20 protein-coding genes are annotated in these 22,578 nt (G+C 73.4%); 10 read left to right on the forward strand and 10 right to left on the reverse strand.

Annotated elements, in window-relative coordinates; all coding sequences use genetic code 11:
* The first annotated feature begins 97 nt into the window (after positions 1–97).
* From ACFYL4_RS14830 to ACFYL4_RS14850, 5 genes are read left to right on the forward strand one after another with little or no spacing between them, the layout of a single operon-like run.
* Positions 98–1,345 carry an SWIM zinc finger family protein gene (locus tag ACFYL4_RS14830; RefSeq protein WP_357763998.1) on the forward strand — a complete coding sequence of 416 codons (1,248 nt, stop codon included), beginning with the start codon at positions 98–100 and terminating at the stop codon, positions 1,343–1,345.
* Positions 1,342–2,946, forward strand: a complete 1,605-nt coding sequence (locus ACFYL4_RS14835; RefSeq protein ID WP_387518765.1) for a DUF5691 domain-containing protein — start codon at positions 1,342–1,344, stop codon at positions 2,944–2,946. Before ACFYL4_RS14830 ends, ACFYL4_RS14835 begins: the two co-directional genes overlap by 4 nt.
* A complete protein-coding gene (locus ACFYL4_RS14840) occupies positions 2,947–4,068 on the forward strand; it encodes an AAA family ATPase (protein WP_387518767.1) in 1,122 nt (373 codons plus the stop codon).
* Entirely contained in the window at positions 4,068–6,434 is a 2,367-nt protein-coding gene (locus ACFYL4_RS14845; protein WP_387518769.1) for a DUF5682 family protein, read from the forward strand. The genes ACFYL4_RS14840 and ACFYL4_RS14845 overlap by 1 nt, the downstream gene beginning before the upstream one ends.
* Entirely contained in the window at positions 6,431–7,594 is a 1,164-nt protein-coding gene (locus tag ACFYL4_RS14850) for a vWA domain-containing protein (RefSeq protein WP_387518771.1), read from the forward strand. Before ACFYL4_RS14845 ends, ACFYL4_RS14850 begins: the two co-directional genes overlap by 4 nt.
* Positions 7,595–7,640: 46 nt before the next feature.
* Here the strand turns inward: ACFYL4_RS14850 and ACFYL4_RS14855 are convergent, their stop codons facing one another.
* A complete protein-coding gene (locus tag ACFYL4_RS14855) occupies positions 7,641–8,075 on the reverse strand; it encodes a VOC family protein (protein WP_357763929.1) in 435 nt (144 codons plus the stop codon).
* 322 nt (positions 8,076–8,397) lie between these two features.
* On the opposite strand from ACFYL4_RS14855, the gene ACFYL4_RS14860 reads away from it, so the two are divergent.
* The 4 genes from ACFYL4_RS14860 (at position 8,398) to ACFYL4_RS14875 (ending at position 13,333) form a co-directional block, all read left to right on the forward strand.
* On the forward strand, positions 8,398–9,750 hold the full coding sequence (locus tag ACFYL4_RS14860) for an MFS transporter (protein ID WP_387518824.1): 1,353 nt from the start codon (positions 8,398–8,400) through the stop codon (positions 9,748–9,750).
* A gap of 189 nt (positions 9,751–9,939) precedes the next feature.
* Entirely contained in the window at positions 9,940–10,647 is a 708-nt protein-coding gene (locus ACFYL4_RS14865; RefSeq protein WP_387518773.1) for a Crp/Fnr family transcriptional regulator, read from the forward strand.
* 316 nt (positions 10,648–10,963) lie between these two features.
* Positions 10,964–12,103, forward strand: coding sequence for an aromatic acid exporter family protein (locus ACFYL4_RS14870; protein WP_387518775.1), 1,140 nt, complete (start codon positions 10,964–10,966; stop codon positions 12,101–12,103).
* 96 nt (positions 12,104–12,199) lie between these two features.
* Complete coding sequence (locus ACFYL4_RS14875; RefSeq protein WP_387518777.1) at positions 12,200–13,333, forward strand: PQQ-dependent sugar dehydrogenase; 1,134 nt, start codon at positions 12,200–12,202, stop codon at positions 13,331–13,333.
* Positions 13,334–13,347: 14 nt separating this feature from the next.
* Here ACFYL4_RS14875 and ACFYL4_RS14880 read toward each other — a convergent pair whose 3' ends face one another.
* The 9 genes from ACFYL4_RS14880 to ACFYL4_RS14920 form a co-directional block, all read right to left on the reverse strand.
* A complete protein-coding gene (locus ACFYL4_RS14880; RefSeq protein ID WP_357763917.1) occupies positions 13,348–14,094 on the reverse strand; it encodes a hypothetical protein in 747 nt (248 codons plus the stop codon).
* A 158-nt stretch (positions 14,095–14,252) separates the two neighbouring features.
* Positions 14,253–14,723: a hypothetical protein gene (locus tag ACFYL4_RS14885; RefSeq protein WP_387518779.1), complete on the reverse strand. Its 471-nt coding sequence runs from the start codon at positions 14,721–14,723 to the stop codon at positions 14,253–14,255.
* Between the two features lie 149 nt (positions 14,724–14,872).
* Positions 14,873–16,039, reverse strand: coding sequence for an amidase (locus tag ACFYL4_RS14890; RefSeq protein ID WP_387518781.1), 1,167 nt, complete (start codon positions 16,037–16,039; stop codon positions 14,873–14,875).
* Between the two features lie 88 nt (positions 16,040–16,127).
* Positions 16,128–18,233: a bacteriocin-associated integral membrane family protein gene (locus ACFYL4_RS14895; protein ID WP_387518783.1), complete on the reverse strand. Its 2,106-nt coding sequence runs from the start codon at positions 18,231–18,233 to the stop codon at positions 16,128–16,130.
* Positions 18,234–18,311: 78 nt separating this feature from the next.
* On the reverse strand, positions 18,312–18,605 hold the full coding sequence (locus tag ACFYL4_RS14900) for a lactococcin 972 family bacteriocin (protein WP_357763906.1): 294 nt from the start codon (positions 18,603–18,605) through the stop codon (positions 18,312–18,314).
* A gap of 106 nt (positions 18,606–18,711) precedes the next feature.
* Positions 18,712–19,014 (reverse strand): lactococcin 972 family bacteriocin, encoded by a 303-nt coding sequence (locus tag ACFYL4_RS14905; RefSeq protein ID WP_387518785.1) that lies wholly within the window; start codon positions 19,012–19,014, stop codon positions 18,712–18,714.
* Positions 19,015–19,025: 11 nt separating this feature from the next.
* On the reverse strand, positions 19,026–19,319 hold the full coding sequence (locus tag ACFYL4_RS14910) for a lactococcin 972 family bacteriocin (RefSeq protein WP_357763900.1): 294 nt from the start codon (positions 19,317–19,319) through the stop codon (positions 19,026–19,028).
* A gap of 532 nt (positions 19,320–19,851) precedes the next feature.
* Entirely contained in the window at positions 19,852–20,691 is an 840-nt protein-coding gene (locus ACFYL4_RS14915; protein WP_387518787.1) for a S1 family peptidase, read from the reverse strand.
* 191 nt (positions 20,692–20,882) lie between these two features.
* Positions 20,883–21,185, reverse strand: a complete 303-nt coding sequence (locus ACFYL4_RS14920) for a hypothetical protein (RefSeq protein ID WP_357763898.1) — start codon at positions 21,183–21,185, stop codon at positions 20,883–20,885.
* 206 nt (positions 21,186–21,391) lie between these two features.
* Between ACFYL4_RS14920 and ACFYL4_RS14925 the strand changes: the two genes are divergently transcribed.
* On the forward strand, positions 21,392–22,498 hold the full coding sequence (locus ACFYL4_RS14925) for a hypothetical protein (protein ID WP_357763895.1): 1,107 nt from the start codon (positions 21,392–21,394) through the stop codon (positions 22,496–22,498).
* The last annotated feature ends 80 nt before the right edge of the window (positions 22,499–22,578 follow it).

Genomic DNA, 22,578 nt, shown 5'->3' on the forward strand with positions numbered 1-22,578 from the left:
GGTGATCCCTAGAGTTGCCTGTGTGAGCGATCGATGGAGTACCGACGAAGTCTGGGCTCTGGCTCCGGACCCCCCTTCGCACAAGGCCGCTCTCAAGGTGGCCAAGGCGGGTTCCTGGCCCCAGAGCGGAGTGGTGGCCGCCGAGGGCGGCGGGACCTCGGCCGTCTGGGGCGAGTGCAAGGGGAGCGGGAGCAAGCCCTACCTGGCTGCGGCGCACCTGGACGGGGACAAGGGACCCGCCTACAAGTGCAGCTGTCCCAGCCGCAAGATCCCCTGTAAGCACGTCCTGGCCCTGCTCGCCCTGTGGAGCCAGGGCACGGTGGCCGAGCGCGAGGACCGGCCCGAGTGGGTGGGCACCTGGCTCTCCGGCCGCCTCGCCCGCCAGGAACGCGCGGCCGACGCCGCCACCGCCCCGGCGGACCCCGAGAAGGCCGCCGCCACCCTGCGCGCCCGGGAGGCCGCCGTCACCACGGGGCTGGAGGAGCTCCGCATGTGGCTGCACGACCAGGTCGACGGCGGTCTGGCCGAGGTTCCCAAACTCGGCTACGAGCACTGGGACCGCATGGCCAAACGCCTAGTGGACGCCAAGGCGGGCGGCGCGGCCGCCCTGGTCACCCAGCTTCCCCAGAACGGCGGAGCCGACCGCTGGCCGGACCGCCTCCTGGAACGCCTTGGCATGCTGCACCTGATGGTGGACGGCTACCTCGCGGACGAGGGCGGCGACCCCCGCACGCGCGCGGTACTGCGCGCCCGGGTGGGGATCGCCACCCGGGCGGAGGAGGTCCTGTCCGCAGGGGAGCGGGTCCGGGACACCTGGCGCGTGCTCGGACACCGCGACGCCCTCACCCCGGACCGCATGCGCGTGCGCCGCCAGTGGCTGCGCGGCGCCGACACCGGACGCCTCGCCCTCTCCCTCACCTACGCCCGCCCCACCCACTCCCCGGACTCCCTCTTCCGCCCCGGCACCGAGTTCGAGGGGGAACTCGCCTTCCACCCGGACGGCCGCCGCGCCGTGCGGGCGGGTCAGGGAGCCGAGGCCCCCTCCTCGCCGCCGCCCGGCGGCACCGTCGACCAGGCCCTGGACTCCTACGCCGCCGCCCTGGCCGAGGACCCGTGGCTGGAGGGGTGGCCCGTGGTGCTGGAGGACGCGGTCCCCGCCCGGGCGGAGGGATGGCACCTGGCCGACCCCTCCGGGGCCTCCCTCCCGCTCGTCCAGGGGGAGCTGTGGCGGCTCCTCGCCGCCACCGGCGGACGCCCCTGCACCATCGCCGCCGAGTGGTCGCCGGGCACCGGACTGAGCCCCATGACCCTGTGGGACGCCGACGGAAAGGCAGTCGCCCTGTGAACCCGACCCCGCCCACCGGCCGCCCGGGCCCCGACGCCCCCGCGACCCGGCCCGCCTCCGCGGCCCCCACGGCCTGGGAACAGCTGGTCTCCACCGCACTGGTGGGTACCTCCCGTCGCCCCGCGCCGCACCTGCCCGACCTGCCCCTCGGCCACCGCGAGGGAGCCGCCGGGCTCCTGGACCTCGCGGCCCTGGACTCCGTGCGCACCCGAGCCGGGTACACCGCGCACACAGCCGAACCCGTCACCCCTGACGCCGCCGACCCCCGGCCCGGGGTCGGTGCCGCCGCGGACCACCGGCTCGACGTCATCCTCGCGGACCGCCCCGAGCTGTTGCCCGAGTGGTTGGCCCACGCCGCCCAGGGCGGTCGGAGGGTGAACCACACCCGCATCCCCGACCTGCTGGAGCGCGCCGCCCGGGACAGCTCGCTGCGCCCTCTGGTCGCCGCCGTCGTCGGCGACCGGGGCACCTGGCTGGCCTCCCACAACACCTCGTGGTCGTTCATCAGCCGCGAGCCCCTCGCCACCGACGTCCACACCGACACGGCCTGGAACGAGGGCACCCCGGCCCAGCGCCGCCGGGCACTGTTCGCCCTGCGCGCCACGGACCCCGCGGCCGCCCGCGCCCTCCTCGCCGAAGCCCTGCCCGAGGAGAGCCGGGTGGAGGAGCGCCGCGGTCTCCTGGAGGCGCTGGCGGTCAACCTCGGACCGGACGACGAGGCGCTGCTCGACCAGGCCCTGGACGACCGGGGCGCCAACGTGCGCGGCCTCGCCCTGGCCCTGCTCGTCCGGCTTCCGGACAGTGCCCACGCCCACCGGCTCCGCGCCCACCTGCGTGCCCACCTGGGGCGCGACCAGGGCCCGCCGCGCGCCCTGGACATGGTCGACATGGACGTGCTCACCGCCGACCAGCTACGTGACCTCGCCCTGGTGCCGCCGAAGAAGCGGCCGGACACCCGGGAGAAGCGTTGGGAGCTCGGCCGCGTCCTCCTCACCCACGCACCGTTGGACACCTGGACCGACCACCTGGGCACCGACCCCGCCGGAGTCCTCGACCTGGCCGAACCCCAGCCGGAACTGCGCGAGGTGCTCGCCGACGCGGTCTGCCTCCAGCGGAACCGGGCCTGGGCGCGGGCCCTGCTCGCCGACCCCGCGGGCGGGCTGGGCCGACTGCGCTTCGTCGGCAACCTGAGGTGGCGCTCTGCGCGTACCCGGGAGATCCTGGGCGTGCTGCCCGCCGAGGAGCGGTGCGACGTCGTCGCCGCCGCGATCGACGCCCTCGGGGCGGCCACCGGCTCGACCGCGCCCGACGGCTCCGGTCAGTCCCTCGCGGACATCGGCGCCCTCGGGCAGGTCCTGCTCGCCGTGGACGCCCCGTGGACCCGCCCGATCTCCGACGAGGTGGTGCGCCGCCTCACCGGCCCGGCCGACGACCGCGTCGCGCGCGGCTACCGGTTCCTCTGCGAGGTCGCCGCCGAGCACATGCCGCCCGAACACCTCGACCTCCTCCCGAAGGAACCCCCCTTCGAGGCGGAGGGCCCCGCCTACCTCCGCCTCCGCGACACCCTCCGATTCCGCCTTGAGATGCACAGGGAGCTCTAGTTGTCCACCTCCACCACCGGCCCCGGCCTCAACACCGACGCGGCCAGCGCGCTGCGCCCCCACGCCGAGCAGACCTACGCCGCCGAGTTGGAGGCCCTGGCCAAGGCCGACGACCGCCAGCGGCCCCCCGGCTGGCGGCTCTCCCCCTGGGCGGTCACCCAGTACCTGCTGGGCACCACCCTGGACGACGGCACCGAGATCACCCCCAAGTACATCGGCTCCCGCCGCGTGGTCGAGGTGGCCGTGGCCACCCTGGCCACCGACCGCGCCCTGCTGCTCATCGGCGTCCCCGGCACCGCCAAGACCTGGCTGTCCGAGCACCTCGCGGCGGCGGTCTCCGGCGACTCCACCCTGCTGGTCCAGGGCACCGCCGGGACCTCCGAGGAGGCGGTCCGCTACGGCTGGAACTACGCGCGCCTGCTGGCCGAGGGCCCCTCGGAGGCCGCGCTCGTGCCCAGCCCGGTGATGACCGCCATGGCGCGCGGCTCCATCGGCCGCATCGAGGAACTCACCCGCATGCCCTCCGACGTCCAGGACGGCCTCATCACCGTGCTGTCGGAGAAGGCCCTGCCCGTCGCCGAGCTCGGCATCGAGGTGCAGGCCCAGCGCGGCTTCAACGTCATCGCCACCGCCAACGACCGCGACCGGGGGGTCAACGACCTCTCCAGCGCGCTGCGCCGCCGCTTCAACACGGTGGTCCTGCCCGTCCCGGACAGCGCCGAGGACGAGGTCCGCATCGTCACGCAGAGGGTCGAGCAACTGGGCCGTTCGCTGGAGCTGCCCGAGGTGCCCACCAGCCTCACCGAGATCCAGCGCGTGGTCACCGTCTTCCGCGAGCTGCGCTCCGGCGTCACCGAGGACAACACCACCAGGGTCAAGTCGCCCAGCGGCACCCTGAGCACCGCCGAGGCCATCTCGGTGATCACCAACGGCATCGCGCTCGCCGCCCACTTCGGCGACGGGAGCCTGCGCCCCGCCGACGTCGCGGCCGGTATCCAGGGCGCCGTCGTCCAGGACCGCGTCTCCGACGGCGTGGTCTGGCGCGAGTACCTGGAGACCGTCGCCCGCGAGCGCGACGGCTGGGGCGACTTCTACCGGGCCTGCCGTGAGGTGGGCGCCTGATGGGACGACCCCGACAGGGCACCGACAAGGTCAGTGTCCTCGGTGTCCGCCACCACGGTCCGGGTTCGGCCCGGGCCGTGGCGGCCGCCCTGGACGAGATCAAGCCCGACATCGTACTGATCGAGGGGCCGCCCGAGGCCGACGCGATCACCTCCCTCGTGGGCGGACTGGAACCACCGGTGGCGCTGCTGGTCCACCTGGCCGACACCCCCAAGGCGGGGACGGCGCGCTCCCGTGAGGGCTGGGGCTTCTGGCCGTTCGCGTCGTTCTCCCCGGAGTGGGCCGCTTTGGCGCACGCCCACGGGCGGGACGTCCCGGTGCGCTTTTGCGACCTGCCCGCCGCCCACTCCCTCGCCGAACGGATCGAGCGGGCGGAGGCCGCCGAGAAGGAGGCCGAGGCGGGCGAGAGCGCCGGGAAGGGCGCGGAGGGGGACGCCGGGGAGACGACCGGCGGTCGTGAGACCGGCGACCGGGCCGCCGACGACCGGGGAGGTCTCGCCGACGCGCCCGCCCGCGTGCGCACCGACCCGCTCGGGGTCCTCGCCGAGGCGGCCGGATACGACGACGCCGAACGCTGGTGGGACGACGTCGTCGAACAGCGCGGAGACGGCGAACCCTCGCCGTTCCCGGCCATCGCCGACGCCATGGCCGCCGTACGCGCCGAGAGCGGGCCCGAGACCGGACGTGACGCGCGCCGCGAGGCGTACATGCGCCAGACCCTGCGCGCCGTGCTCAAGGAGGGGTACGAACGGGTGGCCGTGGTGTGCGGCGCCTGGCACGCGCCCGCCCTCCGAGACCTCTACGAGTACCCCGTCAAGGACGACGCGGCCCTGCTCAAGGGACTGCCGAAGGTGAAGACCACCGCCACCTGGGTGCCGTGGACCCACGGGCGGCTCGCCACCGCCAGCGGGTACGGCGCGGGCGTGACCTCACCGGGCTGGTACCACCACCTGTTCAGCGCCCCCGACCTGCCGATCCACCGGTGGCTCACCGACGCCGCCCGCCTGCTGCGGGAAGAGGGCCAGCCGGTCTCGTCCTCGCACGTGATCGAGGGCGTCCGGCTCGCCGAGAGCCTCGCCGTGCTGCGCGGGCGGCCGCTGGCCGGGATCGACGAGGTCTCCGAGGCGGTCACCGCCGTCCTCTGCGAGGGCGAACAGAGCCGGGCCTCCCTCGTCCACGGGCGCATGATGATCGGCGAACGCCTCGGCTCGGTGCCCGCCGACACCCCCATGGTCCCGCTGCAACGTGACCTCATGGCCGCGCGGAAACGGCTCCGGCTCAAGCCCGAGGCGTTCGACCGGGACCTCGACCTCGACCTGCGCAAGGACAGCCAGCGCGAACGCAGCGTCCTGCTGCACCGGCTCCGCGTGCTCGGAGTCGAGTGGGGCGTGCCCCGCTCCTCCGACCAGCACTCCCGGGGAACCTTCCGCGAGTCCTGGCGGCTGCGCTGGGACCCCGACATGGACGTGGCGCTGATCGAGGCCGCCCCCTGGGGCACCACCGTCGCCTCGGCGGCCGCCGCCCGTGTGGTGGAGGTCGCCGCCGACGCCGAACTGCCCACCCTGACCGCGCTCACCGAACAGTGTCTGTTCGCCGAACTGGGCGACGCCCTGCCGGACGTGCTCGCCCTGCTCACCGACCGCGCGGCCACCGACGGCGACATCACCCACCTGATGTCCGCCCTCCCCCCGCTGGCCCGCTCGGCCCGGTACGGCAACGTGCGGGGGACCGACGGCGCGCACCTGCGCGCCGTCGCCCAGCAGATCCTGGCCCGGGTGTGCGTGGGCCTGCCGACGGCCGTGCGCGGGCTGGACGACGACGCGGCGGCCCGGTTCGTCGGTGCCATCGACCGGACACACGGCGCGGCCGGCCTCCTCGACGAGGGCGGGCACGTCTGGACGGAGGCGCTGGAGGCCCTCGCCCGCAGGGACGACCAGGTACCCGGACGCGTGGCGGGCAGGGTCAACCGCATCCTCGCGGACGCGGGCCGGATCACCACCGAGGAACTGCACCGCAGGCTCGGGCTGACGATGTCGCCCGGCACCGAACCCGCCCGCGCCGTCGCCTGGCTGGAGGGGTTCCTCCAGGGCAGCGGGCTGATCCTCGTCCACGACGAGCGGCTGCTCGCCCTCATCGACACCTGGCTGCTGAGCCTGTCCGAGGAACGTTTCACCGCCGTCCTTCCGCTGCTGCGGCGCACCTTCGGAGCCTTCGGCGCGGCCGAACGCGAGGAGATCGGCACCGCCGTCACCAGGATGGACGGCGGCCGCACCACCACCGTGCGGGTACGGCGCCCCGTCGACACCCGCCGCGCGGCCCCGGCCGTGGCCGCCGTGGCCGCACTACTCGAAAGGAGCCGCGCGTGAGCACGGAGACCACCGAACGCGCCCGCCGCTGGCGTCTGGTCCTGGGAGAGCGGTCCCGGTGCGCGACCCTGACCGGCTCCGACCAGACGATGGACGCGGCACTGGCCGCCCTCTACAACCGGGGCGAGGGCTCCTCGGACGCGGGCGGCGACCGGAGCGCGGACCTGAGCGGTTCGGCGCCGCGTGTCGCCCGCTGGCTGGGCGACATCCGCGAGTACTTCCCCTCCACGGTCGTGCAGGTGATGCAGTCCGACGCCATGGACCGCATGGGCCTGCACCAGCTCCTCCTGGAACCGGAGATGATGGAGGCGGTCGAACCCGACGTTCACCTGGTCGGGACGCTCCTCTCGCTCAACCAGGTCATGCCCGCCGAGGCTCGGGAGAGCGCCCGGGCCATCGTGCGCCGTGTCGTCGACGACCTGGAGCGCAGGGTCGCTCAGAAGACCCGTTCGGTGGTGCGGGGGGCGATCGACCGGTCCGCGCGCACGCACCGCCCCCGCAGGGTCGCCGACGTCGACTGGAACGCCACGATCCGGCGCAACCTGGCGCACTACCTCCCCGAACACCGCACCGTGATCCCGCAGACCCTCGTCGGGTACGGCCGCCGCAGCCAGGGTGTGCAGAAGGACGTCGTGCTGGCCATCGACCAGAGCGGATCGATGGCCTCGTCGGTGGTCTACGCCAGCGTCTTCGGCGCGGTGCTGGCCTCCATGAGCACGCTCAAGACGTCCCTGGTGGTCTTCGACACCGCCGTCGTCGACCTCACCGAGCAGCTCACCGACCCCGTGGAGGTGCTGTTCGGCACCCAGCTGGGCGGCGGTACCAACATCAACCGGGCCATCGCCTACAGCCAGACCCTCATCGACCGCCCGCAGGACTCCATCTTCGTCCTGATCAGCGACCTGTACGAGGGCGGTGTCCGAGCGGAGATGCTGCGACGGGTGGCCGCGATGAAGTCGGCGGGCGTACAGGTGGTGGTCCTGCTGGCCCTGTCCGACGAGGGGGCGCCCTTCTACGACCGCCAGAACGCGGCGGCGCTCGCCGAGCTCGGCGTCCCGGCGTTCGCCTGCACCCCGGACGCCTTCCCCAAGCTCATGGCCGCGGCGATCCAGGGGCAGCCCCTGGACGCCTGGGTGGACCAGCACCTCGACGAGGGGTGACCGGCCCGCCGGGCGGGGCCGGACCCCCTGAGGCCCCGCCCGGCGGTCAGTCCAGGCAGAACTCGTTGCCCTCGACGTCACGCATCACGATGCACGACTCGTTGACGCCGTCGGCGCGCATGACGCGCACGCACTCGGCACCGATCGCCTCCAGCCGTTCGCGCTCGGCCTGGAGCGTGGCCAGGCGCTCGTCCCCGACGAGGCCGGCACCGGCCCGCACGTCCAGGTGGACGCGGTTCTTGACCGTCTTGCCCTCGGGGACGCGCTGGAAGAACAGCCGGGGCCCCTTCCCCGAGGGATCGACGCAGGCGAACGCCGAGTCCTGCTGCTCGGGCGGCAGGGAGCGGTTGAACGCGTCCCAGTCGGCGAACCCGGGCGGGGGCGGCGGCACGACGTACCCCAGCACCTCGCACCAGAACCGGGCCACGCGCTCCGGTGCGGCGCAGTCGAAGGTGACTTGAATCTCCCTGATCGTGGTCATGCGCCCACCCTAGCCCGCGCCTCCCCGCACGCCCAGCGAAATTCCCTGGCCCCGGCGGCACGGCGGGGCTAGCCTGCGACCATGCCGCTCGCGAAAGAGCTGGCCGCCCTCTAAGGCCGAGTTTTCTGGATCATTCGGCTCCGCCACCACCGGCGAAAGCATCCACAAAACACGGCCTGGCGGCGGCCGACCACTCACTGTCCCGACCGCCGCATCAGCCTCCATGCCGGTGCGGTCCTTCGGGCTGCCCGGTGTCCATCTCCACACACCGGACGTTCCCGTGAACACTTCTTCCACCACGGGCAGGGGAGGCGGCACCATCGTGCTCGTCACCGTCCTGCTCTCCACCCTCCTGTTGCCCCTGGCCCTGACCGGGGCCTCGGTCGCTCTGCCCGCCATCCAACGCGACCTGGACGTCGGGCTCACCTCCGCGCAGTGGGTGGTCAACTCCTACAACGCCTGCTTCGCCGCCTTCCTGGTCAGCGCCGGGTCGATCGCCGACGCGGTCGGCCGCAGACGCGTCTACGCCTTCGGCGTCGTCCTCTTCAGCCTGAGCGGCCTCCTGAGTCTGCTCGCCCAGGACATCGGGGCGCTGGTCGCCCTGCGCGCCCTGGGAGGGGTCGGGGCCGCGGCCGCCGTGGCCGGCGGGGGGTCGATGCTGGCCCTGGCCTTCGAAGGCCCGGCCCGCGCGCGGGCCTTCGGCCTGCTCGGCACCGTGCTCGGCGCCGGTACCGCCTTCGGCCCGGCCGTGGCCGGACTGCTGGTCGAGACCCTCGGGTGGCGGTTCGCCTTCGCCGGACCCGCGCTGGTGGCGGCGGCTGTCCTGGCGCTGGTGACGCGGGTCCCCGGGGCGCCCGGCGACGGACGCCCCGTGGACTGGCTCGGCGGCGGCCTGTTCACCGCCGCCCTTCTGACCCTGATCGGCGGGCTGGTCGAGGGCCCGGGGCGCGGTCTACCCGTCCTGGCCGGGTTCCTGGCCGCGTCGGCGGCCCTGTTCGCGCTGTTCGCGGCGGTGGAACGCCGCCGCAGTGAGCCGTTGGTCGACCTCGGCCTGCTGGCCAACCGCCGGTTCGTCGCCTACGCGCTGGCCGCCGCGACGTTCATGTCGGTGCTGGTGCCGCTGCTGGTGTACCTGCCGTCGTACCTGATCGACGTGGTGGGCCTCGGCGCCGGGACGGCGGGGCTCTGGTTGCTGATCCTGACCGTTCCGACCCTGGTGCTGCCCACCGTGGGCGCCGAGCTGGCGAACCGGTTCCCGCCCACGGCGGTGGTCGTCGGAGCCCTGCTGCTGTTGGGCGCGGGCGTCCTCGGCTTCACCACGGTGGGCCCCGACTCCACACCCTGGACCGTCCTGCTCCCGTTCCTGCTGGTCGGCTCCGGCGTGGGACTCACCGGCGGGATGATCGACGGACTGGGTCTGGGCGCGGTCCCTCCCGAAAGGGTGGGTACCGCGGCCGGGGTCTTCAACGCGACGCGGCTCAGTCTCGAGACCGTCTCCATCGCGGTGGTCGGCGCGGCCCTCGCGGTGCTCACCGGAGGACGGCTCCTGGGGCCCGCGTTCACCGGGGCGCTGCACGGGGTCGCGCTGGCCCTCGGCGGGTTCGTGCTGCTGGTGGTCGTCGTGGTCCTGGCCCTGACCCGGCCTCCGCGCGTCCGCGCCCCCGTCGCAGGGTAGGAACCGGGGCGTCCCGGCGCGGTCCCGCCGGGGGCCGCGCCGGGAAGGGCCCGGGTGCCCGCCCGCCGTCCGCCCGCCGAGGTCACGGGGGTCGCGCGCGGTTCGGGCACATCAGGCTCGCCTGTTTCGTGCTTCTCCTGCGGAACTGGGTACCACCTGGGCATCGTTGTGGGGATGATCGGAGGACGCATGACCGACTGGCCGGCGGGCAGCTTCATGTCCATGCTTGGTCCCCGGAGCGCGAACCGGCTGCTCACGCTCTCACCGCCACGGCACGTCCCCGCCAACCGGGTGCTGATCGCCCAGGGAGACGCCGAGGAACAGGTGATGCTGTTGTGCCCTCCGGAGGACGGCACGTCGGCGGACCCCGCGTGCGTCAAGGTCACGTCGGTGCTGCGCAACGGCACCGAGGCGATGTTCGGCATCCGGCGCTGGGGGGACCTCGTCGGTGAGTTGGGCATGTTCCGGGACACCCGGCCCAGCGCCACGGTCACCGCGTGCGCCCCGCACACGATCCGGATCTACCCGCACCAGGTCTTCGAGGGCTTCCTCGAGGAGCACCCCGACGCCTGGCGGGCGATGCTCGCGGTCATGGGGGAACGGCAGGAGCGCGCGGACCGGCAGCGCGCCGAGTTCGCGGGCTACGAGGTGGAGGCCCGGGTCGCCCGCATCCTCGTGGACATGGCGCAGCGCCACGGTGTCCCCACGGACGAGGGCGTCCACCTCGGGGTGCGCCTCTCCCACACCGACCTGGGCAAGCTGGTCGGGGCCCGCACCGACGCGGTCGGCAACGCGATCCGGCGCTTCCGTTCCGAGGGCATCCTCATCACCAGCTACCGGCGGGTGGTCATCGTCGACATGGAGCGCCTGAACGGGGTCTTCGACGCCGCTTTGTGACCCTTTTTGACCTGAATTACCGATTGATCGGTGGTCCTGTGGTTACGGAGGACGACACAATTCACCTGGGCATCTCGCCCAACCTCTCGCTCCGCACTGTTCGCGCCCTCTCCTCCGGTGCCCTCCCCCTGTGCGGAGTCAGAGTGGTAGGGCTGCCGGAGTGGTGAGGACGGCACCATTCCGGCAGCTACCCCCCGTCTCCACACCGCCCCGGTGGCCGTCCCCCTGCCACCGGGGATCTTCGTTCTCCCGCCCCCCGGCCACCCGATCACGCATCATGAGGACGTTGTGTGACGTGAGGGAACGGAGGCAAGGGATGTTCGAGAAACTGCGTGCCGGCGTCAGACGCGCCCGCCAACGGCGCGGGTTCGAGCGCGAGACCGCCGTCATCATCCTCAAGTGCACCGTCGCCGCCACCCTCGCGTGGATCGTCGGCACCCTGCTCGGGGCCTCCTCCCAGGTCGGCTTCGCCCCCTTCACCGCGCTCCTCGTCGTGCGGCCCAGCGTGTACGGCTCGGTGCTCCAGTCCGCCCGCTACATGGCGGCCGTCTTCGCCGGAGCCCTGCTGGCCGGACTGGTGGGGCTCACCGTCGGGGCCCAACCGTGGTCGTTCGTCCTGCTGCTCCTGGTCGCCCTGGTCGCCGGGCAGGCGGGGTTCTTCGGCGGACAGGGCGTACAGCTTCCGGTGGTCGCCGCCTTCGCTCTCGCGGGAGGCACCGCCGAGAGCGCGTCGGACCTCGGGTACCTCCTGCTGATGGTCTGCGTCGGCGCCGCCTCGGCCCTGGTCACGAACGCGGTGCTGGCCCCGGCGATCCGGTTCCGGGACGCCGAGAACGCCGTCCTGGACCTCGCGGACGGCCTCCGCTCGCTCACCGGGGAGATGGCGCGCGGCCTGGGCGACGGCCGGGCGGGGACGGACACGGACCACTGGGCCCGCGCCGCGGACGGGCTCGACGGATCGGTCGACAACGCCCTGGAGGCGGTGCGGCGCCAGGACGACCGGAGGAGGCTCAACCCCCGGCGGCTGGCCCCCGGCGCTCGGCCCGACCCCGGTGCCCTGGACGCCTACGGGGAGTGGATCGCCGCTCTCGGCCGAGCCAGCAGACACGTGCAGTCGCTCGTCCGGACCCTGCGCACCACCACACGGCACGGAACACGCTTCCCCGAACCGGACGACGCCTTCCTCCGGGAGTTCGCGCCGCTGGTGGAACGGGCCTCGGAGGTCTTCGCGACCGTGCGCGACTCCGAGGAGACCGGGCACACCACCGCCTCCGCCACCCTGCGAGCGATGGTCGAGGACGCCCTGCGCCAGGTGGACGAGGAACGCGGCGCGCTGCGGGAACGGTGGGCCGACCGGAACTGGCCCGTCTACAGCGCCCTGATCACCGACGTCGAGCGGATCTTCGAGGAGATCCACCAGGGACAGGAGAACACCGAACGCCGCGCCGACGGGTGAACCGAACCCCGGCCGGACGGTGGACACGCAACGCCGGGCGGACGGGCGAACCCGGCGCGGGGGCGTACACGCGCGGCGAACGGGCAGGTTCCAGGCATGGAACGGACCACCGCCCGCCCGGCGGCCCTACGGACCCGCCGGGCCGCCCGAGTTTTCGCCCTCCTCGGAACCACCCTCCTCCTGGGAGGCTGTTCCGCCACCGGGTCCGGTGGCTCCTCCCCGGACGGCCGGTCCGGCGACGAGCGGACCGACCCCGCCACCACCGCGCTCGGGACGCCCGAGGACCTGGCCACCGACCTCGACGTCCCCTGGGGCATCGACTTCCTCCCGGACGGTTCCGCGCTGGTCGCCCAGCGGGACTCCGCCGTCGTCGCGCACGTGACCCCGGACGGCGACGTCACGGAGGCGGGAACCGTCGAGGGGGTCCGGCACGGGGGCGAGGGCGGCCTCCTCGGCCTGGCCGTCGACCCGGACTTCCCCGAACGGCCCTACGTGTACGTCCACCACACGTCGGACACCGACAACAGGGTCAGTCGGATGGAGTACGAGGACTCCCTGGGAGACGCCGAGGTGCTCCTGGACGGCATCCCCGCCGCCACCACGCACAACGGAGGCCGGATCGCCTTCGGGCCCGACGGCCACCTGTACGTGGCCACCGGCGACGCCCAGGAGGAGGGCAGCGCACAGGACACCGACTCCCTGGCGGGGAAGATCCTGAGGATCACCGACGACGGCGAACCCGCGCCGGACAACCCCTTCGACAACCACGTGTACAGCTACGGACACCGCAACGTGCAGGGGCTGGCCTGGGACGGGCAGGGGCGCCTATACGCGACCGAGTTCGGCCAGGACACCCTCGACGAGGTCAACCTGATCGAACCCGGCGGCAACTACGGCTGGCCGGACGTGGAGGGGCCCGGTGGCGACGACGCCTACACCGATCCCCTCGTCACCTGGGAGCCCGCCGAGGCATCGCCGAGCGGCGCGGCCATCGTGGGCGACTCGCTGTACGTGGCGGCGCTGCGCGGGGCCCGTCTGTGGGAGGTCCCCCTCAACGGGGACGGCACGGTGGGCGAGCCGCGACCGCACTTCGCCGACGAGTTCGGCCGCCTGCGCACGGTGGTCGCCCACCCCGACGGCGACACCCTGTGGCTGAGCACCAGCAACCTCGACGCCTGGGGCTCACCCGCCGATGACGACGACCGGATCATGACCGTGCCCCTGGAGTGACCCCGGCCCGGACGTCAGGTGAGCAGACCCCGGGCGACGACCTCCTCGGCCAGCACCCGGCGGATCTCGTCGTCCTCACCCACGTGGCCGGGGTGCTCGGCGTTCTCCCGCAGCCGCTCTCGCACCGCGGCCACCACCTCGTCGCTGACCAGGGTCCCCGACAGCGGAGCCGCCTCGGCTGCCTCGCGCCAACGGCGCATCGCGTCCAACCGGCCGTGCTCGACGGACTCCCGCGTGAGCAGGAACAGGCCGTCGACGTTGCGGTCGTGGGCGTCCTCGTCCAGCAGGTCCACGTCGACGACGGTGACCGGTTGGGGAGCGCCACCGGCGGGGTCGGGCCGCAGGTGGTAGACGCGCCAGACCCGGCCGTTGGTGAGGAACACCCAGTCCACGCCCTCGTCCACCGCGAGGCGGCGCGCCATCTGGATGTTGCGCAGGTCCAGGTCCTGGCCGATCCGTCGGACCTCGACCGGCGCGAAGAGCTCGCCGTCCAGGACGATCGCGTAGTCGATCGAGTCGCCGCTGGTCCGGTACTCGGTGGTCAGGTCCTGGAACTTGCTGAAGTTCAGACCGACGCTGAAGAAGTCGGCGACCAGCAGACGGGTGTCGCCGTCGTTGGCGTCGCGCTCCGCGAGGTCGGCCAGCGGCCCGGCGAACCGGTCGACCGCGGCGGCCACCCGACCCCTGACGGCGGTCTCCCAGCCCAGAGTGGTGGTGAACTGGCCCGTCCTGGCCATGACCTGGGTCTCTTCCGTGTCCATGCCGTCCGTTTCCGTGTCTGGGGCAGCCCTGTCACACGGTCTTCTCCGGGGGCCGGGGAACACGCGGACGAGGGGGAGAATCCGCCTCAGATGCTACATCTCCGGTGTGTGGCCCCGACCCCCGAGGAAGTGGTCCACTCCGTGGCCGGGGCACGGGATCAGACCTCCTCGCCCAGCCGCTCCAGCTGTTCCGGTACCGGTGACATGCCGAGGCGACCGGCCAGCGACTCCGCGTCCTTCGCGGAGAGCAGTCGGCGCTCTTCCAGCGGGTCGGTGTAGGCGGTCCCGTCCCACCCGAGGCGGATCGCGGTGAAGGTGGGAGGGCCCAACTCCATGTAGTGGTAGGAGAACGCGCCGTGGTGCGTGTACCACTCGGACCCGGTCAGCCGTTCGGGCTCAACGATGCCGAGGTCGTCCCCGAGGGTCGCGGCGATCGCGGGGACCCACGCGTCCATGACCCGGGTGGTCGGGTTGCTCTTGATCTCCGACAGGACCACCACTCCGCCGGGTGGACCGTCGAAGACGTTCACGAGACAGCGACCGTCGCCATGGGGTGTGGGAAAGGCCAGGACGAACGCGGTGAGCTCGCCGGTCGGGGTGGTGGTCTTCAGCGTTCTGCTCGCGATCAACGGTGACTCCGGACGACGGGGACGTGAGCGGTGTCGTCCGGCGGGGTCCGGGTGACGACGTCAACGTACCGGAACCGCTCCCGCGCCCGCCCCGATGCCGGTGGGCCCGGTTCCACCGGACGGCCCCGCCCGGGAGACCGGGCCGCCGGTCACCGCGGCGACGCGTCCACACGTGGCCGCGACCAGGGTGCGAGCACCCGCTCGGCCGTTCGGGCCGCCGCCAGGAGGGCGGCGTCCTCGCGGTGCCTCGCGACCAGGTGCAGCCCTACGGGCAGACCGTCGCCGGTGAACCCGGCGGGCAGGCTCAGGGCCGGGTGCCCGGTGAGGTTGAACAGCCAGGTGAACCCCACGCTCATCACGTCACCCGGTCCCGAGTGGGGGTGGGGGCGGTTCGGTGTCGCGGGGGTGGCGAGCAGGTCCACGGCGGAGAGGAGCTCCGCCAGCGCGGACAGGTCGGCGGGCGCGACGGGGGGAGCGTCGGCGGGTGATCCGGGGCCCCGCCTCGCGAGCCAGGTCCGCGCGGGGTCGGTGAGCGTGATCCCCGCGTCCGCCACCGCGATCCCGCAGCCCCGGGCCCAGCGCCGCAGCGCCCTTTCCGCGACGTCGGCGACCTCGGGGTCCGGCTGGGTGAAACCCAGGGTCGGGGACCACGCGACGCGCGGACGGGCGGGCGAGGCGAGAGGGGCGTCCCCGAGCACCGCCCCCCGGTACAGCTCGACGTCGGCGACGGTGCGCGCGATCGGCCCGCCGACGGTCAGACCGGCCCGGTCCCGGGCCGGGAGCAGCCCCGTGGTCGGCTTGTAGCCGACGACCCCGCACCAGGCCGCCGGGATACGGGTGGAGCCCGCCCCGTCGCTCGCGGTCGCCAGCGGCACCGCCCCCGTGGCCACCGCGACGGCGGACCCCGCCGAGGAGCCGCCCGGGACCCGGTCCGCGCACCAGGGGTTGAGGGTGGGGCCTTCGGCCGTCTCCCCCCACGTCTTCCACGGTGTGCCGGGGCCCGGGACGGAGGTGGAACCGACCGGCACCGCCCCGGCGGCGACCAACCGGCGGGCCTGGTGGGAGCCGGTTCCCTCCGAGGCCTTCACGGCCAGCGGGACACCGGCGAGAGGCAAACGGGCGCCGTCGGCCACCGCGCCGTCCACCTCCGCCGCGCGCTCCAGCGCGGCTTGCCCCCACACCTCCACGAAGGCGCGCAGGTGCCTGATCCGGTCGATGCCGTCCAGGGCCCGGTGCGCGGTCTCGACCGCGCTCACCTCGCCCCGGTTCACCCGGTCGGCCGTCTCACCCGCCGATCGCGGTCGCTGGTCGTCCACCCGCCCGAGGCTAGCGAGGGCCCGCCCGGTGCCGTCGCGCGCCCCGCTCCTTCGCGCGTGGAGTTCCCTCGCCTGCCCGGGGCTCGGATCAGGCACGGGTGGAGCCCTCCCGGACGACGCGGCGGTGGAGCAGGGAGAGCACTCCGAGGGTGACGGTGAGCGAGGCGAGGGCGATGACCGCCGCGTGGACCGGTACGGCTCCGGAAGCGGCGGCGTTCACGACCCGGCCGGGGTCCTGTGTCGTGGGTGCCCGGCCGGCCGCGCCCACCGTGGCCCAGCCCACGAAGCCCAGGGCGAGGAGCGCCTCCACCGACAGCAGCCGTCTGTGCGTCGCCGGGAACGTCCACCCGCTGATGTGCCGGACGAAGATCTCCTGGGTTCGGGCGCGCACGTGGACCACGCACGCCGCCAGGGCCGTCAGCACGAGCACGGCCCCGGCCCCGGCCAGGTTGAGCAGCTCGGTGCGCAGCGTGTGCACGGTGAGGGCGTGCGCTCTGCGGGCGCTCGTGCCGAGGGTCTCGACCATGGCGACGTAGCGGGCCGCCTCCGGGCTCTGCGCGCGGAACGCCTCGACCACCCGTGGGTCGGGGAAGACGGTCTGCCGGGCGGACAGGTGGTTCACGTAGGAGTTGTCGGAGAGCACGGCACCGTTGGGCAGGACGACGACCACCGGTTCGCGCAGCAGCGGCAGGGTGCCGCCGAGGCGTTCCTCGGCTCCGTACGTGAACAGGGTCTGGCCGGGGGCCGCGGGCAGCACCCGCACGTCGGGCGCCGTGTGCGGGGCGCCGTTGACCCCGAGCCAGCCCCGCACCCCCGCCACCAGCGCCCCGGAGTGTTCCGCGGCCGTGCCCGGCAGGAGGAGGCGCACGGTCGCGGCCGGTCCGTAGGGTCTGCCGTCGGGAGCGAGCACCTCCTCCTCGGCCAGGTAGGTGTCGTTGACCAGGAGCACGGGATTGCTCAGGGCCGGAGCCGGTCGCGCGGCGGCATCAGGGGGGCTCTCGGGGCGCACCGCTCCGCCGGGGTCCGCGGGAACGCCCGGGAGCAGTTCGGCGGGGTGCATCTGGACCGCCAGAACCAGGTCTCCCGCCGCGTCGGCCCTGCGCAGCCAGGGGCCGAGCGTGTCGTCCACCGCCCGTTCGTCCGCCCACCCGTAGTGCGCGCTCAGCGCCGGCCGCGACGTCTGCCCGTACCGTTCGTGCACCTCCAGTCCGAACCGCTGCTCCCGGGCCTCGCGCGCGGCGGTGGCCACGGAGCCGAGCAGTACCAGGGTCAGTGCCAGCGCCGGGACCCGTACCAGGTAGACGGCGGCGGTGGCGCCGCGCACGGGTAGCCGCCCCCGGAGCGCGGGCAGCACGCCGGTGGAGGCCACCAGGGCCAACACCGCAGCGTGCGTGAGGAGCGCGACCAAAGTGAGCGGCGTCAGCAGCGCCAGTGCCAGGAGAGAGTAGAAGCCCAGCTGGTTACCGCCGTTGTACAGGTGGAGGAGCCCTGCCACCAGCACGGCCGACGCGGGCACGACGATCGCCCACAACCGCAGGACGGCCCCCAGCTCACCCGCGAGCAACCGGCCGTAGGAGTGCCCCTGGAGCCGCCGCACCGCGTGGTCGCGTGCGGAGAGCAGCACCCCCGCTCCGGTGGCGGTGATCGTGGTGAGCACGGCGACCGCCGCGAGGTGGCCCAGGTGGCCTCCGGCGAGGAAGTGCCACAGCCGGGTCCGCTGGAGGCCGGGTGCCTCCCGCAGCCCGTGCGCGGCCAGCGACGCGCGGAGGTCGGCTGCGGCCTCCGGGCCGCCGAAGACCAGGTAGTAGCCGTGCGGACCCACGTCGCCGAAGGCGGAGAGCGGGTGGGTACGGACGGTCAGGGATCGGCCGAAGGCCGGGTATCCCTCCTCCAGCCAGCGTGCGTACCGGGAGTCCGGGTCGGGGACGGCCAGGTACAGGTGGACCAGGGAGGAGGGGGTGCGCACGTCCAGCACGGAGTAGCCGATGGCGGTGCCGTGGGAGTCGGCGACCTCCCGTACGGCGCGCGCCACCTCGTCGGTGCCGTGGGTGCCGTCGCCCTCGGTGATCCAGACCAGCTCCGGATCGTCGAGCACGTGGAGGGTCTGTTCGGCGGTGGCGGCCAGGAGGAAGGCGAGCAGCGCGGCGAACGCGACACACGCCGTGTAGGCGAAGGCGAGGGTCCGGTGGGGCACCTTGCGGTCCTGTCGGCGAGGGGAACCCGAGGGCTGGGGCCCGACGGGTTCCCGGGACGTGCGGGGGCGGGGCGGGGGTCAGCAGCCGTTGCGCCAGTACTGCTGGTTGTTGGCCATGGCCCGTGAGGCCTCGGCTCTGGCCCACACACCGGCGGAGGCGTTCACGCGCTCGGTGTGGGTGCCCACGGCGGTGGCTCCGTGACAGTTCCGGGGGTGGTGGTAGTACGACCGGACGAACCCCTGGCCGGGCACCCCGGTGAGACTGCGCTCCCACACGCCGCCACCGACGTGGGAGGTCTGGGCGAGAGCGGTTCCGGTGGCGAGGGCGAGGGCGGTGACCGCGACGGCGGTCAGACGGACGAGTGTCTTCACTGAGGCTCCCAGCAGGCGGTGGGCGGCGTGGTCGCGTGTGTGGTCCCGGGTGCGGGTGCGGGTGCGGCGGTGGTGCCGCCCGCTGGTCCGGCCACGGGAACGCGCCTTAGCAGTCGTTGCGCCAGTAGCTCTGGTTGTTCCCGTTGGCCCTCGGAGCGGAGGCGCGGGCCCACTGTCCCGCGTTCCGGTTCACGCGGACGGTGCGGGTACCGACGGCGGTGGCCCCGTGGCAGGAGGAGCCGTGGAGGTAGTGGGAGTAGACCTCGCCCGCTCCGGGGGCTCCGGTGACACCCCGGAACCATTCCCCTCCGCCCACGAAGGAGTGCGAGGCCAGGGCGGCCGCGCCACCGCCGAGGGAGAGGACGGCGGCGGTGAGGAGGACGGCGCCCGCGCGCTGGAGTGTGTTCACGGTGCCTCCCTCTAGCAGCCGTTGCGGAAGTACGACTGGTTGTTGGTCCAGGCCCTGGGGGCGCTGGCGTAGGAGGTGCTGCCCGGGGCGGTGTTGCGGGAGCGGTCGGTGTAGGTGCCCACGGCGGTGGACCCGTGGCAGTTGTGGGTGTGGTGGTAGTTCGAGTACACCGTGGAGTCGGTGACCCCGTGGTACCAGGTACCGCCACCGACCCGGGTTCCGGCCAGGGCCGCCCCCGCGGCCCCGGCGGTGATCCCCGCGGTGACGAGAACGGCGACGATCGCCTGACTGACGGTTGTTCGCATGCGTTGACCCCGGTCCGGTCGTCTTCCCCGCGTGGTCGCTCCGAGAGGAGAAACGTCGGGGAACGATGGCATCATCGAGAATTCGCGGAAGGACGAGTGAGAACTGACGCTCCCTTCCCGATTCCAGTACTACAGCGGGGGCGTCGCCGTTTCCTTTTGTGTGGCCGGATGCGGACACGATCCAAACACCCGCCCTGAACTGGGGTAACGGGGGCAACGTATCGGTCTTCGGGTGCTTTGTTCCCTTTGTCGATGTGTGGTGCGGTGCCCTTCCCGGTTCACGCGCGCGCGGCGGACCTTCGGCGGGTGCAGCGATCACGCGGGGCAGGGGCCGGGCGGAGGGGCCTGGCCGGAGCGGTACACCCAGGGCTCCGGCCAGGCCGCTGTCGTCACCCCCGCTCGTAGACGCTCACGTGGAACGGGCTCGAGGCGGTGAAGGGCTCCCCGTTCCAGCCGCCCCACCGGCGGGCCAGGCGCAACCCGGCCAGGCGCGCCATGAGGTCCATCTCGGAGGGCCAGACGGTGCCCGGGGTCAGGCGTTCTCGCGAGGCGACCCCTCGGTCACGACACCGGTGATCCAGTCCGCGTGCGCCACCGGGTTCGTGAGCACCATCGGACCCACACACAGCGGGTTCGCGTCGAAGTCACCGTCACGGCTGACGACGCCGACGAGTTCCCAGTCCCCCTCCCCGCCGCGAACGAGAGGACCCCCGGAGTCGGAGACGCACATCTGGGCCTCGTCGGTGGGGTGCTCCGAGCACAGGTCCCCCTCCGGGTCCATCTCCGCGCAGCGGTCGGGGGAGACCACCCCGGTGTCCAGCTGCTGGAGGGTGTCGGGCTTGCCCTCCTCGCCGAACTCGTCGAGCATCCCCCAGCCCAGACCGCGCACCGTCTCCCCCGGAACGGCCGACCCCTCCCCGACGCTCACGGGCCGCTGGTCGACCGGGGCGTCCAGGCGCAGGAGCGCGAGGTCGTTGCGCAGCAGGTACTGGGAGAGCGGGTAGTCGGGGTCGTCGCTGACGTCCTCCATCCCGTACTCCGGGTGGAAGACGACCTCGACCACCGCGCGCTCGCTGCCGCCCGCGTTCAGGTCGGTGCTGCCCACCCGTACCGTGAGCCGCTCGGGGGCGGTGCAGTGGCCCGCGGTGAGGACCCACCGCTCATCGACCAGCGCACCCCCGCACAGGTGCTCACCGTTGTCGTCGTACAGGGCCGCCATGAACCCGTACTCCTCGGTGGCGTCGACACCTCCGATGATCCCGAAGGCGGGCGTGGCCAGTGCCGTCGCCCCGAGGAACGCCCCCACGGCCAGACCTCCGGCGACCATCGGGGCGCGCCCGGCCCCGAATCGACTCCTGCGGCTGTCAGTCATGCCGGACCCTTCCGTCCTGGGATGTGATCGTGCGGCGGCTCGCCGCCACACCCCAAACTAGGAAGCGCGAGCCCCCGGGGCATCGGCCACGAGGACCAGCCGGGCCACCGACGAAAGTGCTCCACCACGCGGCGAAGGGACTACGGAAGACACGCCCGGAGGATACGGAGGTACACGGACACCGGGCCCCGTCAGGCGGGGAGACGGGAGCCGAGGGACAGCCCCATCCCCTCGGCAGAGGACTCGACCGCCCTGACCGCCCACACCCGTTCGTCGATCCGGGTGCCCTTGGCGGTGGTGTACCCGTCCACCGCCAGGACCCGGGAACGCTCGTCCTCCCCCAGGAGTCGGGCGGTCGAACGGGACCCGTCCGAGAACACCAGGGGGAACTCCCCGGAAAGGCCTCCGGGGGTCCTCGCCGTGGTCGCCACGAACACCCGGGCTCCGGGAAACAGGTGGCTGTACCCGGCGTGGGCGGTGGTGGCTGCGCTCATACGGGTCCCCAGAGACGGTGGTCCGGACCCCTCCACACTCGCAGAACCCCCTCCGGCAGCCGGGGCGCCGCGTCTCCGGCGTGTTCGCGCGACCCCTTGCCCCTCGGCACCGCGTGCTCCATGATGCGTCCGACACCAACGGATGACGGAACCCGCCGAGTGGGGCCACTCCGCGCCCCCCGTGCGGCTGTACAGAAACGGGTCCCATGCCGAGTGAAGGAAAAGCCCGGGCCGAGTACGAACGTCTCTACTCCGCCGCCGCATGGATGCTGGCGTTGGAACACCCGTGGAGCCGGAAGCGGGGCTGGTCGCAGGAACGAATGACGGCCTGGTGTGACCTGGCGCGAGTATTGGCCTCCGACGCGCGGGACACCTCCGGGCCCGGGGACCCCTCCGATCCGACACGGCACCTGCTGACCCGTCGGGGTCCCGGAGACCAGCCCGTGCCCCTGGCCGGTGCTGCCCGGGACTGGTGGGCCCGGCTGGAGGGGGCGGGCCAGTTCCGACACCCCGGTTACGTGCTGCTGGACCACCCCGAGATCTACGGGGACGTCGCCTTCGAGCCCGGTTCGTGTGTGATCGTCACCGACCGATGGGTGTCCGCCGTGGCGCGGGTGACAGCCGACCTCGAACGGCGCCTTGCCCCGGGACTACCCGCATGTGAGATCGCACCTGAGGCTGGCACTCTCTCCGTGACCCTGCACGAGATCGCCGATCACCTGCGCGGTGCGATCACCGGCCGGGGACCCACTCCCCGCCCCGGCCGGGCTTCCTGGGTCGCCTCGACCCCGGAACCGTTCGCCACCCGGGCCGACACCTCACGCCGGGAGCTCCTGCGAGAGGTGGCTCGGCGCGCGGCCGACCAGATCCCTTCTCGGGAACGCCTCATCGCCGCGAAAGACCGCAGCGTCGGTAGGAAGACGGCCCTGGCGGCACAGACCCTGCGGCGGGTCCTCGCGGGAGAGGAGGACCAGCCCTGGCGCGACCGCGGCACGATGGACCCCGGGCACGCCCTGATGGCGGGAAGTCGTGACCCCTCCTTCCGCAGTATGGACGAGAAGTTCCGACGAGAGCTGTTCGGGGAGTCCCCGCTTCCGAGGGTGCCGGTCGAACGGGAGTACGCCGAGCCGTACCGGCCTGGCGAACCCCTCTGGAAGGCGCTGGTCCCGGGGACCGTGGACGTCGTCGCGGAGATCCTCGACGAGGCCGCGGCCCGCCTCGAACCCGGCCGTTCCACGGCCATGGTCGGCTACGACGCCCAGGTCTTCTCGCACCTGTGCGGCAGGATCACCGACCGCCTGTTCGGGCTGTGAGCCGAAGGGTCGGAGGAGTCGTTCCCTGTCATCGCCGTACCGGGTGTCGGGCGGCCGGGCGGGCCCGGACTTCCGACGCT

Origin of the sequence: Nocardiopsis sp. NPDC006938 (assembly GCF_042869555.1) — a bacterium.
Lineage (GTDB): Bacteria > Actinomycetota > Actinomycetes > Streptosporangiales > Streptosporangiaceae > Nocardiopsis.